Below are 14,032 nucleotides of genomic sequence, written 5' to 3' on the forward strand. Positions count from 1 at the left end.
TCGCCGCCCCACTCTCTCCCCATGGATTCACTTTTCCTTGGCGGAGGCTGAACATCATGAGGCACGTCACGACCGTGGTAGGTGCCACCGGGCTGCTGGGCAGTGCGATCTGCGAGCAACTGGCGGCAACGGGCGTGCCTGTGAGGGCGCTGGTCCGGCCAACGTCGGAGCCAGCCACGGTCGAGCGATTGGCGCGGTCGGGGGTGGAGCCACGACAGGGTGACCTCAAGGATCCCGCCTCTCTCGAGGCCGCTTGCGAGGGAGCCCGGGCCGTCATCTCAACAGCCTCCTCCACGCTCTCGCGACAGGAGGGGGACTCCATTCAATCCGTGGATTTGAACGGCCAGCGTGCCCTCGTGAAGGCCGCCCAGCGTGCCGGAGTGGAGCACTTCGTCTTCATCTCCTTCGCCCCGCTCCAGGGACGCTTTCCCTTGCAGGATGCCAAGCGTGCGGTTGAAGAAGCGCTGATGGGGAGTGGACTCCCCCGCTACACCATCCTCCAGCCCACCTACTTCACCGAGGTCTGGCTGAGCCCCGCCCTTGGCTTCGATTACCGGAATGCCCGGGCCCGCATCTTTGGAACGGGACACGGCAGGCTGAACTGGATCTCCGTCGAGGACGTGGCCCGCTTCTCCGTGAGGGCCCTGACGAGTCCTCGGGCCTGGAACAGGGTGCTCGAGCTCGGCGGTGAAGAGGCCCTCAGCCAGCTCGACGTGGTCCGGCTGTTCGAGCAGGCGAGCGGGCGGACCTGGACCCTGGAGCACATGTCCGAGCAGGAGCTCCGCGAGCAGAGCCTCGGCGCGTCGGACTCACTCCAGCGATCCTTTGCCACGTTGATGCTCAACGTCGCGCTCGGAGCCCCGATCGATCCCAGGCCGGCGATGGAGGCCCTGTCGCTACGCCCCAGCCGACTACGCGACTACGTGGCGCGCGTCGTGGCCGAGCAGTCGCTATCGTCACGTGAATCCCAGCTGCGCTGACTCTCACCAGAGTCATCCCTGTTGGCAGGGCCGGGGTCGCGTCCGTCCGGGCACCCCTACGTCCTCGTCATGTCATCTGTGTCAATCCCAAGAGGAGCACATGAATCAGAACGGTCATGGGCCACTGAATCATAACGGCCAATTCGATTCGCACGCCCGGTATATCCTTTTCACTGGCAAGGTGAAACACGGCCACTTGTTGCGTTATCTCCTGGCGACCCAGGGTCGAAAGCGATTGCTGGAGACCTATGGTTTACGTCGGCAGATGAAGTCCTCCGCGCTGACGGGTGACCCCGATCATGTCTTCGAGCTCTACTACGCCGAGGATCCCAAGCGGCTGCGCTGGAACTCCCACCCGCCCGAGAAGCTGGATGAGACGATCTATGGAATGATGCAGGAGGAGGACGCCGCACAGTACCAGGCGCTCCAGAAGATCATCGACGCGGAGAAGCTCTCGGCGATCGAGGTGCTGGATCGCGCACGCCCAACAATCCCTCACGTGAGGGCGCTCGTGCAGATGCCCTACCTGCTCAAGCACAAGAGCCAGGAAGAGGTTGCCCGGGGACTGGCGACGGCCCCCTACCTCCTGAACGACATCTGCGTCCTGAAGGACGAAGACGGGGAGGATCTGGAGAGCAGGCTGAGCCGATTCAGTGACTACGTGAGCGATATCATTCCCACCTTCGCTCAATCGGGCTTCTCCCTGCTCGCCGCGGGCCGGTTCACGGATCATCCCGACTGGATCCTGAACATCTGGCAGCTCGAGGACCTCGAGCAGCACCGGGAGCTGATGCTGCGGCTCGCAGACAACCGCGTGTATTCCGAGATCGACAAGATGTGCAATCAGGACCAGCACCTCTGCCGAAACGTGTCGCGCTTCTACCAACACCATCCCTTCTTGATGACGGCCTGAAACAGGCGGCCCATCAGCAGGAACCCACATCATGAACAATGGAAAAAAACCAGACAACTCCGAGCAGCCACGCGTGTCGGTGCTGCAACTCGAACAAGATGATCTGGTCATCTTCGGCGTGGACGGAGAGTTCCACCATGTACCCAAGGCCTACTACGCGACCCCGGAGCAACGGCTCCCGGACAGATTCAGAAGCGCACCGGAGTTCGTCGTAGGACTGGGCGCAGTGGTCGCGGACGTCACCGCTTACAAATCGGCGCAGCTGGATGGCGCGGATGGCGAGCCCATGACCGCGGGTTGCTCCTGCATCGTGCTGAACATGGCCGCCATCCGACAAGAGAGCGAGAAGCACAAGGATCCCCGCGCCAGGCACACGCTCGCGAACGGCCACTCGGCGCAGGCCACGTCCGCGCCACCCGAAGTCAAGAATGGGGCAGGGCTGTGCGTGGAAGAGGACGACCTGGTCATCTTCGGCGAGGACGGGAACTTCTATTGGGTGAGGAAGGAGTACTACGAGAAGCAGAAGCTCCCGGATGACATGAAGAGCGCGCCCCAGCTCATGGTGGAGCTGGGAACGGTGGTTGCGGACATCCCCCGCCTGCCCACGGCGGGCAGCGCCTGCCAGCTGGTGAATCTGGCCTCCATTCGGAAGGGCAGCACGTACGTCGCCGAGCGCATCAGGCAGAAGAGGCTCGCCGTCCCCGGCGCTGCGAAGCCCGTCGAGCACCGCGTCCAGGTCCAGGCCCGGCGTGGCTCGGGGCCCGGGGGTTCACGCAGGGGCACCAGGTCCATCGTCCGCCGCGGGAAAAACAAATGATCGATCCGGCGACCCACACCGGCGCCACCGGCCCGGCGGCGCCCAAGCGGTACCGGGCGGGGACGCACCGCCTGCGCTCCCCCGAGGAGACGCTGCGGCGGGTGCGTCCCCTGATGGCGGTGATGGGCATCACCCGCATCGCCAACATCACCGGCCTGGACCGGCTGGGCATTCCCGTGGTGACGGTCTGCCGGCCCAACTCGCGCTCCCTCGCGGTCTCCCAGGGGAAGGGATTGGATCTCACCTCGGCCAAGGTCTCCGGGCTCATGGAGGCCGTGGAGACGTATCACGCCGAGCACATCACCCTCCCGCTCGTGCTCGCCAGCCACAACGAGCTGCGCTTCAGCCACCCGCTGGTCGACGTCACTCGACTGCCCCGGCTGTCGGTGGGCTCCTTCCACCCTTCCCTTCGACTGCTGTGGATTGAAGGTCGCGACCTGCGGAGCAACACCCCGGTGTGGTTGCCCTACGAGCTGGTGCATACCGACTACACGCTGCCGCTTCCCTCCGGCAGCGGCTCATTCTTCATGAGCTCCAACGGGCTGGCCTCCGGCAACCACCTGCTGGAGGCGATCAGCCACGGCCTGTGCGAGGTGGTGGAGCGCGACGCGACCACCCTCTGGCACCTGCGCAGCGCGGAGGAGCGACAGCGGACGCGGCTCGACCTGGACACAGTGGATGACCCGGGCTGCCGCGAGGTGTTGGAGAAGTTCGATCGCGCCGGCGTGGACGTGGCCGTCTGGGAGACGACGTCGGATGTCGGTCTGCCGGCCTTCTTCTGCATGAGCGCCGAGCGCTCGCCGGAACCCCTCCGCCCGCTCTTTCCCACGACAGGCGCGGGGTGCCATCCCGCCCGCCAGGTGGCGCTCCTCCGAGCCCTCACCGAGGCAGCGCAGGTCCGAGCGACGTTGATCTCCGGCTCCCGCGATGACCTGGGCGTAGCCCGTTACTACGAGACTCTGCAGGACCCGACGCTCTGGCTCCGCGTCCAGAAGCTGATGCACTCCAGCGAGCCCGTGCGACGCTTCCACGAGATTCCCTCCTTCGAGGGAGACAGCTTCGACGAGGACGTGGCCTGGGAGCTGGAGCGTCTGGCCGCGGTGGGGCTCGAGCAAGTGGTGGTGGTGGACCTCTCCAAACCCGCGTTTGGGATTGCGGTGGCACGAGTGGTCATTCCCGGCCTGGAGGCCATTCACGACGCGCCCGGCTACGTCCCAGGGGCCCGGGCCCGCCGGCTCCTGGAGGAGCGCTCGCGATGATCTACGTCTTCGTTGGACCGACCCTCTCCGAGGAGGAAGCCAGGGCGGAGCTCGACGCAGTGTTCCTGCCACCTGCGGCGCAGGGAGACGTGTACCGGGCCGCATGCGAGCACCCCGAGGCCATCGGCCTCATCGACGGCTACTTCGAGCGCACGCCCGCCGTGTGGCACAAGGAGCTTCTGTGGGCCATGGCCGAGGGCATCCACGTCTACGGGAGCGCCAGCATGGGCGCCCTGCGCGCGGCGGAGCTGGCCCCGTTCGGCATGCGCGGAGTCGGCGCCACCTTCGAGGCGTTCCTGCACGGCGACCTGGAGGACGATGACGAGGTCGCGGTGGTGCATGCCCCGGCGGAGGAGGACTATCGCCCGCTCTCGGAGGCGATGGTCAACATCCGAGCCACGCTGGCGAGCGCCGCGCGGTCAGGGGTGATCCGCCTGCCGACGCGGGCCACATTGGAACGGATTGCCAAAGGGCTCTACTACCCGGAGCGCTGCTACCCTGCCCTGCTGACTCAGGCGGCTCGCGAGGGTGTCCCGGCCGTTGAGCTGGAGCGGCTGCGCGCCTGGCTCCCCCGGGGGAGAATCAACCAGAAGCGCGAGGATGCGCTGATCATGCTGCGCGGCATGCGCGAGGAGCTGGCGAGCCACCCCGGTCCGAAGAAGGTCACCTATTCACTCTCGCGGACGGATGCCTGGGAGGAGGCGCGCCGCCGCTCCGAGCAGCTCCCCTCGCCTTCGGAGGAACAGGGAGAAGAACCCCTGCGAGAGTCGCTCCTCGAGGAGCTGCGGATCTCCGGCACGTTCCCTCGGGCTCGGCAGGGGGCGCTGCTGCGTGCGTTAGCGGTGGAGGAGGCCGTGCGGCAGGGACATGCCGTCCGGGAAGAGGAGCTGAGCGAGGTCTGTGACACCTTCCGGCGCGAGCGAGGCTTGCTCGAAGCGGAGCAGTTCGAGAGCTGGCTGGAGGAACAGCACGTCGAGGATGAAGTGTCGTTCTTCGAAACGGAGCTCCAAGTGCGCCGGCTCGAGGCGCTGCTCGAACCGGACATTGCCTGGCATCTACCAGACTACCTGCGCTCCACGGGCGAGTACGGCCCGCTCCGGGAGCGCGTTCGCCACAAGGAACAGGCGCTCGCCGAGTCCGGACAAGAGAGGCCGGATCTCGCCGAGACAAGGCTCTCCGAGGAGAAGCTCTGGGAATGGTACTTCCAAGAGCGGCTCGGCCGTCCCGTGCCTCCAGACATCAACGTGTATGCACAATCCCTAGGATTCACCGACGAGGACGAGCTCCGACGAGCCGTGCAGAGGGAGCGCTGTTTCCTCCTTCGGTTGGCAAATGAAGTCCCACGAAGTTCTTAAACAAAAACCCGTGGATATCCCCTCTCCCTCTGGGAGAGGGCGAGGGTGAGGGTATGTCCGCCTGGAGTTGACCACCAGGGAGCCCCCTAGCCCGTGGCCCGAATGTGCTTCTGGTATTCGGTGCCATCGGGAACCAGGGTCGTCCGCTCGCGGTAGACAACAAGGTTCTCCGCGCGCGCCTGTTCCGCGGCATCCGGAGTGCGGAGTTGCCAGCGACGGGTCTCGGCATTGCCCGCGGCGAACAGCGGGAGCAACGACGTCACCGACGAGGGAGAAACACCCAGAGCATCGGCGACCGCGTCGCCCTGGAAGCTCCGGGTCAGTGCGTTGAGCAGCTCCCGCGCCAAGGGCTGCGTGAAGGGAGAGCCCGGGACGGCGCAGAGTGCATCCGCGGTGGCGTCCAGCAGCGCCGTGGCCAGGGAGCGCGTGTTCTCGTCCAGCGGAGTGAGGGTGGAATCCACCAACTCCAGCAAGGCCTCGGCCTCGGCGTGGTTGTGCAGAGGCAGAAAGAACCCCTCGTCCAGACCCAACAGGTAGCCGACGTACCACCAGTGCCGGTAGAGAGCCTCCTGCTGCGCCTCGGTGATAACGATCCCCACCTTCTCCAAGGCGCGGAAGGGCACCACGGTGAAGTCCAGCCAGGTGCGGGCGACGTCGGTCTGATTGATGGGGACACCCCACCGCTCGTGCTCCCAGCCGCGCTTGAGCGCAGTGGCACGAACCCGGGCGTGCAGCAACCGAACCTGAACAGTCTGAACGTATCCGGGAGCACCGCGCACCAGCCCTCCAGGAAGCATGCTCTGGATGCGCCAGATACCGGTCTCCAGCAGCCGCCTCGGCGCCATGGAGGAGAGCTGGCCGGTCTGCACCAGCAGCCGGGCGATGGCTGGCGAGCTGTAGGTGTGCACCAGCGAGCCGACGGAGAAGGCGAGATCGCTCCAGAGCGGAGGAATGGACTGGGACACGACGTCGCCCTGGATCAGCGCCTCGCGGTCGACCCACTCGGGCACGGTCTCGAGCTGACGCAGCAACGCGGCAATCGCCGGTGGAGGGTCCTTCAGGCTGCCCAGCCCGTCGGAGAGGCCCGCGTTGAGCATCTGCCGTCCGGCCTGGCCCAGCGCATCCAACTCGGCGATCACCGCATCCGCGAGCGGATCGCCCACGGCGAGCATGCGTGCCATGAAGCCCGCCCTCTCACCATGCCGGGCGCGCGCGGCCCCGAAGTTGGCCAACCTGCCAGAGAACCCAACGTCCTGGTCCGTCGCACTCATGAAGATCTCCATCCCGGTCCGCCGGGAGAGCGACCGGCCAGAAACCTGGACGATCGTCCAGTTTGTCTAACGTGCGAACTGGACGATCGTCAAGCTCATGACTGGACGATCGTCCAGTCATGAGCCGAGCGGACATCCAGGACGGAGGGGTGGGTTTGGGGTGTAAAGAGGAGGAATGACGACCCCTGCCATGGAACGAACGCGAGAGCGCATGATCCGCACCGCGCTCGAACTGTTCTCGGAACACGGCTACGAAGGCACGTCCATCCAGATGATTGCCACGGCCATGGAGCTGTCCAAGGCGGCAGTGTCCTACCACTTCCGCACGAAGGAGGATCTCCTGGCGGCCGTGGCGGAGCCAGCGTTCACGGACCTAGGACAGTTCCTGGACGAGACGGAGGCCGAGCCCAGGAAGGCGGTGCGACGACGCCTGGCGCTCAGGGGCTACGTGTCGCTGCTGGTCAAGCACCGAGGGCTCCTGGCCCTGCTGGAGCAGGATCCGATCGCGGCGACCAGCCCGGTTATCAGCGAGAAGATGACGCTCTTCGCCGAGCGCATCAGACATCTCTTCGAGAGTGACGCCCCCGACAACGCGGAGCTGGTGTACCTAGCGGTCGCGCTCGGCGGGCTGCGCAATGCGGCGGCATGGTTCCCCCAACTCTCGGACGAGGAACTGAACCAACACCTGCTGGCGACCGCCGAGCGAATCCTCGGGCGCACCGCGCCACGGACGACCCAGTAGATTCCCGTGCGCTGGGGCAACAGTCGCTATGGCGCCGTCTCCGATATCGATGCCCACCCGTGGGCCGGGCTGCGCTAAGCGCGAGGAGCCACGGAAATCTGAAAGAGTGAGGCGGGTCCGACAGAGTTGGACCGGCGTGAGGAGCACGGGCCTCGAAGGAAGAGGCCCGGCATATCGGATGCAAAGGAGCGGGGCTTCTCTTTCACACCCGAGGAGTCCTATGCGTCTGATTCGTGCGTCCCTGTTGCTCGCCGTCCTCCCGCTGTTGCCCGCTTGTGAGCCAGGGATCTGCGCGGCCAGCACCACCAACGGGGCTCTCTTGGCGGCGGCCAGGTCCGCCAACGGAGTCTTCATGGTGACCGTGGTGGACACGCGGGGCAATCCAGTCCGGGATGCCCGCGTCACCTATACCCCGGAGGGAGGCACCGAGCAGCCAGCCTGGTGCGCTGAGTCCTTTGGGAGCGATCAAAACTGTGAGAGGTGGACAGGCGGCGATGGCGAGGGGACGTATCTCGTCCGGGCGACGAGCGCGGACGGTAGCCGCTCCGCCGAGCAAAACGTCTCCGTCAGAATGACGTCGTGCAGCATCGAATCCGACGGCGCGCATCTCACGCTCCCGGACTGAAGACAGGCGCTCCACGCACCTGTCGCTGGCGGTCATCTCCTGGCACAGGCTTGCACCTGACGTTGCGTCAGGTTGTACCGTTCGCCGACATGAAGGAACGAGCGACGAGCCGACGCCGCTGGCGTATCGGCGACCTGGCGGACGCCACCGGTCTGACGGTGCGTACCCTCCACCACTATGAGCACATCCGGCTGCTCGCGCCAGCGGCGCGGACGGAGGGACGCCAACGGCTCTACGACGAGAACGACGTGCGACGCCTCTACCGCATTCGCGCGTTGCGCGACCTGGGGCTTTCACTCGCGGACATCGGTCGCATGCTCGATGACGACCGTGCCACGCTCGCCAACGTCCTGCGTGCCCATCGGGCTCGCGTCGAGGCCGAGCTCGATCGGCTCGAAAGACTTCGGACGCTCCTCGACCACGCGTGCGAGCATGCGGACCGCGGCGTCGAACCCGACGACGTGCTCGCCACGATCGAGGCCATGTCGCGGGTCGTTCGCCGTGGCGACGCACTCCGGAAGAAGGGGAACGCATCGAAGGAGGAAGAGGCCCGGTGGCGGGAGCTGGGCGACAAGCTTCGTGCGTGCATGAAGGCGGGAGAGGCCCCATCGGCCCCGCGCCCTCGCGCCGTGGCCCGCACGGCCCTGGCGCGGATCGTTGAATTCGCCGGTGGCGATCGCGCCACGTTGGATGCGCTCGCGCACCTTCGCCAGTTCGCGCCCCCGAAGAACCTCGCCGGGTGGAACCCCGCGCTGATGCGGTACCTCAACCAGGCCCTGGCCAGCCTTCACAAAGAGGAGCACGAACCATGCTGAACGAACAAATCGCGAAGGACGTCGGACCAGCACATCTCGACATCGCTTGGGAGCAACTCGGCGATCCAAAACACCCGACGGTGCTGCTCGTGATGGGACTCGCCGCCCAGCTCGTGAACTGGCCGCTCGGCTTCCTGCGGGCGCTCGTCGCGCGCGAGCTCCACGTGGTGCGCTTCGACAACCGCGATTCGGGGCACTCCACGCACATGCGCGATGCCCCGACTCCTGATTTGCCCGCGGCGCTCAAGGGCGATCTGTCCTCGGCGTCGTACACGTTCTCCGACATGGCTGCTGACGCGGTGGGCCTGCTCGATGCCCTGAAGATCGACGCCGCGCACGTGGTGGGAGCGTCGATGGGTGGCGCGATCGCGCAGACGATCGCGCTCGAGCATCCGACGCGGGTGCGCTCGCTCACGACGATGATGTCAACGACCGGCGACATGTCGGTCGGGCAGGCGCACCCCGAGACCATGAAGGCGTTGTTCGGAGGGACTCCCGTACGCACGCGCGAGGAGGTCGTCGCGCGCGCCGTGCGCCACCTTGCAGTGGTGGGCTCGCCGGCGTTCCCGGCGGATCTGGCGAGCGTGGCCGAGATCGCGGGGCTTGCGTACGATCGCGATTACGACGAAGTCGCCATCGCGCGCCAGGCCGTGGCGTCGGTCGCGTCGGGTGACCGCACCCCGCGGCTGCGCACGCTCGACGTACCCACGCTCGTGCTGCACGGGCTCGCCGACACACTGTGCGACCCAAGCGGTGGACGTGCCACGGCTGCCGCGATTCCGGGGGCCGAGCTCGTGCTGATCGACGGGATGGGGCACAACCTTCCGCCCGGGCTCTGGGAGCGGATCGCCGATCATATCGCCGCCATTGTGCGCAAGGGTGAGGCGAGGGCGGCGGGGACCGCGCCACGGCGTTTGGAGAGTCGATGAGTCGAGCCCCGGGCGCTCCCCATGGTTGGTTGGCCGGGGGTGAGCGCCGCCGGGCCTCTGTCCACTCGAGTCCTTTGACACCATCGGTCAGGGAGCTAAGTTCCCGCGTATGGGCCCGTTCGTGCAGGGACTCAGATCTGCGAGAACGCGGATTACCTGAGCTGGGCGGGACGGGCCTCGGGGTGAATCAGAGGCCCCCTGGCTCGAGATACCTTCTACTTACCGTCCCGGGTCACCTTCTCCGCAGTCTTGAACCGATGGACCTCGGAAGCAAGGCCGCTCGAGAACATGACCGTGGTCTCATCCGATGAGCAGCGAAGGCTTGCCGCATCGAAGCCCTTCCTCTCAACGACGCGTCGTGCTGACGAACCCTGGATGTGATGAAGCTCCGCCACCGGCTCCCCACGAACATCTTCGACGAGCAACGCCCAGACTGACTCGCCCGAGGTGCAAAGTGATGCGTCGCGAAGCCTTCCCTTCCGCACGAGCTCGGCAATGGAAAGGCGTGCCATAACCCGGGGCTGGCTCGGTTCGGGCTCGAAGAGCCGTCCATCCACCGCCAAGCAGAGTGGGCCCTTCGGGCCAATTCCACAGGTGAGCGACTCGGGTGATGAACGCGCGGTGAAGGTCGTGGGGCGCGTGAAGTTGTCATCGAAGCGCGCTGTTCTATGTATCGACTCCACCCCCGTACTGGCTCCTGTCCACCGGCCATTGGCCAGCCCCACCTCCATCCCATGAATGAGGACGTCACAACCCTGCTGGCGCCAAGGTGCGGCGGTCCTCCACTGGTCCGAAGTCACGTCGATCGTCTGCGTGGTCCCCGAGCCCGACACGAACAACGCGAGAATTCGCTCCCCCACCCGGCCCATCCAACGAACACTGGACTGCTCTTCATCGGGCTCGCCGTTGAAGACCGGGTTCGTCGCTCGACCCCACGCAAGGGGCGCCGAGCGCGAGGTTCGAATTAGCCCAAGCGCATGATCACAGATGACGAGCGCTCCGTCGTCCGTCTCGACTGCATCCCGAGGGATGCACGGAACCTCGAACCAGGAGGCTGTACCGTCTGCGCCGACGAAACCGAGGCTGCCGATTCCCCCCACCAGCAGGGTGTTGCCACCCAATGGACGTGCGAAGGTCAAGTTGCGAGCCCCGAGTTGGAGCACCTCCTGCTCCTTCGTCACGAGCGTCTTCTCCGGGCTGACCTTCAACGGGCGCCACTCCACCTTGGCCTGCATCTCGGGGCATGAGCGGGGTGCACGAGGGAACTGAGCGGGAACCGCCTCACACGCAGGAACGGTCATCCATCTGACACGTTCGCAGAAGGATTGAGTGCTTCGCACCTCCGCCTCCGCTTCGTTCCGGGCAATGAGGGCAATGACGCTCGCCATCCGGTTGAGAAGCTCGTTCGCGTTTCCTGTCCCCATCTGATCCAGGAGAGTCGGACCGTCTCCAGACACGGGAAGGGAGGCCAATCTGAGCGCGAGATAAGAGAGCCGCACGGAGGCTATCGGATGATCTGCAGGGACTTGTGGCACGAGGGCCGTACCCTTCGAATTCGCGAACAGATCGCAGAGTCGCCGATCGGTCACCCACTCGATGAAACGCTCCACGTCGTCCTGCTCCAGGGGCGTGTCGATAGGGGGGATGTCGCGGCGTCCCTGAAGGCTAGCCTGCCATTGGCGAAGCCCGAGCAGACTCGCATTGATGCTGCCCAACAGTAGGGAACGAGCACCTGCGGGACCTGCGGAGGTGTCGTCCTTCATTTGTGCGGCCACGAGACGTTCGACGATGGCTACGGCTTCGTTGTCTGCACGCTCCTCCCGGTCCAGTTGGGCCTTGTTTCTCTTTGGGTCTGGAAGTTCGCAGGCGAGCGATAATGCAGCCCACTTTTCATCGCCCGACAAGGCTCTCGAGATTGGCTTGAAAGGAGAGATGAATGCTCCAGGATCTCCATGTACGAGGTGCGACATCTCGTGGGCAAGAACCAACACGAAGCCCAAGTTCGGCTTTCGTTCTTGTGGATCGGAATCCAGCAATGCACGCATTCCATCTGCCGAGCAGCGCAGGCGCCGAGGACCATCCGGCTGACACAGTCGAGCCACTGTCTTGTCGTCCGGGCTCCCCCTCGCCTTCCTGGTTTTTCCACCGATTGGGCAGCCCTTGTCATTGACCTGTCCAGCGTAGGCATCTCGAACAACATCGAGGCGCAGTCCTCTCGGTAGAGGCTCTGCATTGATGGTTAGCGAGTCGAAAGGGAAAGCCGAAGGGTCTGTCTCGGACCAATGCTTGCGAATTGCCTCGAATGCAGACTGAAACGGGGCCTCGAGTGACGAGTCGAGGCGGCACTTGGGAACGGAGGGCAGCTCAGCACGCGCGGGCCACGCCTGGGTTGCCAGCATCAACGGAACGAGGATGAGCAGCGACGTGCGCATAGGTTTCATTCAGGGCGCCGATCAGGAGTGACGACCACGTACAACTCGTTACCGCACTGCTGCGCTAGCAACGGCCACTTCCCATAGGCCCATTCGAGGAACGCACCAGTGGACCGTTGCGCAAGCGTGAACGCCGCCATGTAGGCCGACCGCTTCCACTGCAACAGAGGAACCTTCCCGCCCTGCGTGCTCGATGAGTCCTTGGCGAGAATCGCGTGGGTCACCTTATCGGACTCACACTGGCTCGGAGTTCGCGACCACCAGACGTAACCACTCACCAGGTTCTTTGTGTCGCGCACGCGCTTGCGCCCCTCTTCCGTCCAGATCGATACGGTCGCGTTGTCGAACGGAGTACCAGCCGAATGCTGCAGTTCAACCCAGTTCGTGTGAGCGTAGAAGTCCTGGACGGCATGCAGTATGCGCCCGATATGCGACATGGCCTTCTGAGCGGCGGCCTTCTTGTCACTCGGTGCCGAAAGGATCTTGTTTATTTCAGTGATTTCCGTGTCCAGGGCCTGGAATGAACCTTCGATCACGCAATTGTCGAAATGCGCGGTTGCATCAAACTGCTTCTGGATGTCCTGGCGGTACTGCGCCGCAACGAGCTGCTCGCTGCAAATGGTACCGCCCTTCTCCGCGAGTGCGTGGTGGTCGCCGAGGCCGAAACCGGACTGGTCTTTCGCTGACCATACTCGCTGGCTGCTCGTCGGGAACTGAATCAAACCCTTCCAGTCATCAGAAAGCTGATTGGGACGCTCTTGGGCGGAACTCGCAGCCTTATTCCCCGATTTATCGGCAGCCAGGATCGGTGGAGGCAGCACGAACAAGACGGCCGTGGCATAGGCACAAGCGAGGCGGAGTTTCATCTCAATCCCCTTCATGAGTCACTGTGGTGGACGCTACACGGAGGCTGCGGACAGATCAACGGAGCCAACTGAGGGCAGAAAGTTGATGAACCATGTTTATACGGCATCACGTCTATTCAAAGACTCTCACTTCTTTCCTGCTCCTCTGGGAAAGGTCCCGGTCGTGCAGGGAGAGTGCCGGCCGGTGCAAGGACGAGCCCTCCGGGTAATGTCGTGTGAACGGAACCGAAGCCATCCTGGGGGACTTTTCCCAGGGTAGCCTCCTCGCTGGTCTCCCAAGGCGATCCGCGCCTACTCGTTAGGTATAGGTTCGACGCGCCTTGCTCAACCAACGGGCCGCCTGCGCCGTGTCCTGGCGAGCCACGGCATTCTCGGCCAACCGCATTTCCGCCAGAGTCACCGCGCGGATGTCCTCATCTTGAGCCGACTAGTCGAACTGTTCCAGGAAAACAGCTCGCGCCGCTGTTCGAGTACGTGGGCAGCGGCGTCCAGGTTCCCGAACCGGGTCTCCGCGCCTCAAGCGGGAGCGGAGCCGAAGCCGCGAGAGGAGAGCCCAGCGCCTGAGGCAGGGACGAGGGCAGAGCCGAAGAAGGAGCGGACGCCACGAGTGGATGGGGCCGGGCTGGTGCGCAGGAGCGAAAGCGCTGGAGGTGTTCGCCTGCCCTCGGTGTGGAGGCAGTTTGCTCGCGGGGTGGGCAGCTCGGTGCTGGGCGGTGGCCGCTATCTCACCTGGAAAGGAGATTTCTTCATCCCCACGAGTCCCAAGGATGTGCGCAGCTGGCACCTTTTCTCCCCGCCGCCCCCGGAGCCCGAGGGCGGGCACTGGACGGCCCTGCTCGTCTCGCCGGATCAGCGCCAGGTGGCCGCCATCTCGAGCTCGAGTGCCTCGAAACCGGAGTACGTCCTCTGGGTGGCGCCCATCGCCTCGGGCAAGGCGCCCTGAAGGGGGCCATTCCGCGTAAGGATGGAGTGCGGCTCCAGGACATCCTGAGCCCAAGTGCCTCTTTCGCAATGGCGTGACAAAAGTT

General features: G+C 65.0%; 13 protein-coding genes and 1 pseudogene. 10 read left to right on the plus strand and 4 right to left on the minus strand.

Features of this window, described 5'->3' with window-relative positions:
* Positions 1–56: 56 nt before the first annotated feature.
* From F0U60_RS32110 to F0U60_RS32130, 5 genes are all read left to right on the plus strand, one after another.
* Positions 57–980 carry an SDR family oxidoreductase gene (locus tag F0U60_RS32110; protein ID WP_395805560.1) on the plus strand — a complete coding sequence of 308 codons (924 nt, stop codon included), beginning with the start codon at positions 57–59 and terminating at the stop codon, positions 978–980.
* A 196-nt stretch (positions 981–1,176) separates the two neighbouring features.
* Positions 1,177–1,893 carry a hypothetical protein gene (locus F0U60_RS32115; protein WP_395805562.1) on the plus strand — a complete coding sequence of 239 codons (717 nt, stop codon included), beginning with the start codon at positions 1,177–1,179 and terminating at the stop codon, positions 1,891–1,893.
* Between the two features lie 31 nt (positions 1,894–1,924).
* On the plus strand, positions 1,925–2,710 hold the full coding sequence (locus F0U60_RS32120) for a hypothetical protein (RefSeq protein ID WP_395805564.1): 786 nt from the start codon (positions 1,925–1,927) through the stop codon (positions 2,708–2,710).
* Positions 2,707–3,969: a YcaO-like family protein gene (locus tag F0U60_RS32125; protein ID WP_395805566.1), complete on the plus strand. Its 1,263-nt coding sequence runs from the start codon at positions 2,707–2,709 to the stop codon at positions 3,967–3,969. Before F0U60_RS32120 ends, F0U60_RS32125 begins: the two co-directional genes overlap by 4 nt.
* Positions 3,966–5,324: a TfuA-like protein gene (locus F0U60_RS32130; protein ID WP_395805568.1), complete on the plus strand. Its 1,359-nt coding sequence runs from the start codon at positions 3,966–3,968 to the stop codon at positions 5,322–5,324. Before F0U60_RS32125 ends, F0U60_RS32130 begins: the two co-directional genes overlap by 4 nt.
* An 86-nt stretch (positions 5,325–5,410) precedes the next feature.
* Here F0U60_RS32130 and F0U60_RS32135 read toward each other — a convergent pair whose 3' ends face one another.
* Positions 5,411–6,595 carry an oxygenase MpaB family protein gene (locus F0U60_RS32135; RefSeq protein WP_395805570.1) on the minus strand — a complete coding sequence of 395 codons (1,185 nt, stop codon included), beginning with the start codon at positions 6,593–6,595 and terminating at the stop codon, positions 5,411–5,413.
* 190 nt (positions 6,596–6,785) lie between these two features.
* Here F0U60_RS32135 and F0U60_RS32140 point away from each other — a divergent pair, with 190 nt between their 5' ends.
* The 4 genes from F0U60_RS32140 (at position 6,786) to F0U60_RS32155 (ending at position 9,706) form a co-directional block, all read left to right on the plus strand.
* Entirely contained in the window at positions 6,786–7,337 is a 552-nt protein-coding gene (locus F0U60_RS32140) for a TetR/AcrR family transcriptional regulator (RefSeq protein WP_395805572.1), read from the plus strand.
* A 220-nt stretch (positions 7,338–7,557) separates the two neighbouring features.
* Positions 7,558–7,962: a hypothetical protein gene (locus F0U60_RS32145; protein ID WP_395805574.1), complete on the plus strand. Its 405-nt coding sequence runs from the start codon at positions 7,558–7,560 to the stop codon at positions 7,960–7,962.
* Positions 7,963–8,051: 89 nt separating this feature from the next.
* Entirely contained in the window at positions 8,052–8,777 is a 726-nt protein-coding gene (locus F0U60_RS32150) for a MerR family transcriptional regulator (protein WP_395805576.1), read from the plus strand.
* Positions 8,771–9,706, plus strand: a complete 936-nt coding sequence (locus F0U60_RS32155; RefSeq protein ID WP_395805578.1) for an alpha/beta fold hydrolase — start codon at positions 8,771–8,773, stop codon at positions 9,704–9,706. Before F0U60_RS32150 ends, F0U60_RS32155 begins: the two co-directional genes overlap by 7 nt.
* A 215-nt stretch (positions 9,707–9,921) precedes the next feature.
* Here the strand turns inward: F0U60_RS32155 and F0U60_RS32160 are convergent, their stop codons facing one another.
* The 3 genes and pseudogenes from F0U60_RS32160 to F0U60_RS32170 form a co-directional block, all read right to left on the minus strand.
* Positions 9,922–12,138, minus strand: a complete 2,217-nt coding sequence (locus tag F0U60_RS32160) for a hypothetical protein (RefSeq protein ID WP_395826026.1) — start codon at positions 12,136–12,138, stop codon at positions 9,922–9,924.
* A gap of 5 nt (positions 12,139–12,143) precedes the next feature.
* A complete protein-coding gene (locus tag F0U60_RS32165; protein WP_395805580.1) occupies positions 12,144–13,004 on the minus strand; it encodes a hypothetical protein in 861 nt (286 codons plus the stop codon).
* Between the two features lie 316 nt (positions 13,005–13,320).
* Positions 13,321–13,517, minus strand: a pseudogene (locus tag F0U60_RS32170) (hypothetical protein); the annotation flags it as partial.
* Positions 13,518–13,629: 112 nt separating this feature from the next.
* On the opposite strand from F0U60_RS32170, the gene F0U60_RS32175 reads away from it, so the two are divergent.
* Complete coding sequence (locus tag F0U60_RS32175) at positions 13,630–13,947, plus strand: hypothetical protein (RefSeq protein ID WP_395805582.1); 318 nt, start codon at positions 13,630–13,632, stop codon at positions 13,945–13,947.
* Positions 13,948–14,032 lie beyond the last annotated feature (85 nt).

The organism is Archangium minus (assembly GCF_044360475.1).
GTDB classification, from domain to species: Bacteria; Myxococcota; Myxococcia; order Myxococcales; family Myxococcaceae; genus Archangium; species Archangium minus.

Bases quoted from the DNA above. Each gene is read 5' to 3' on its own strand.
- F0U60_RS32110 (WP_395805560.1), top strand. From the start codon at position 57: ATGAGGCACGTCACGACCGTGGTAGGTGCCACCGGGCTGCTGGGCAGT.
- F0U60_RS32120 (WP_395805564.1), top strand. From the start codon at position 1,925: ATGAACAATGGAAAAAAACCAGACAACTCCGAGCAGCCACGCGTGTCG.
- F0U60_RS32125 (WP_395805566.1), top strand. From the start codon at position 2,707: ATGATCGATCCGGCGACCCACACCGGCGCCACCGGCCCGGCGGCGCCC.
- F0U60_RS32130 (WP_395805568.1), top strand. From the start codon at position 3,966: ATGATCTACGTCTTCGTTGGACCGACCCTCTCCGAGGAGGAAGCCAGG.
- F0U60_RS32135 (WP_395805570.1), bottom strand. From the start codon at position 6,595: ATGAGTGCGACGGACCAGGACGTTGGGTTCTCTGGCAGGTTGGCCAAC.
- F0U60_RS32140 (WP_395805572.1), top strand. From the start codon at position 6,786: ATGGAACGAACGCGAGAGCGCATGATCCGCACCGCGCTCGAACTGTTC.
- F0U60_RS32145 (WP_395805574.1), top strand. From the start codon at position 7,558: ATGCGTCTGATTCGTGCGTCCCTGTTGCTCGCCGTCCTCCCGCTGTTG.
- F0U60_RS32150 (WP_395805576.1), top strand. From the start codon at position 8,052: ATGAAGGAACGAGCGACGAGCCGACGCCGCTGGCGTATCGGCGACCTG.
- F0U60_RS32155 (WP_395805578.1), top strand. From the start codon at position 8,771: ATGCTGAACGAACAAATCGCGAAGGACGTCGGACCAGCACATCTCGAC.
- F0U60_RS32160 (WP_395826026.1), bottom strand. From the start codon at position 12,138: ATGCGCACGTCGCTGCTCATCCTCGTTCCGTTGATGCTGGCAACCCAG.
- F0U60_RS32165 (WP_395805580.1), bottom strand. From the start codon at position 13,004: ATGAAACTCCGCCTCGCTTGTGCCTATGCCACGGCCGTCTTGTTCGTG.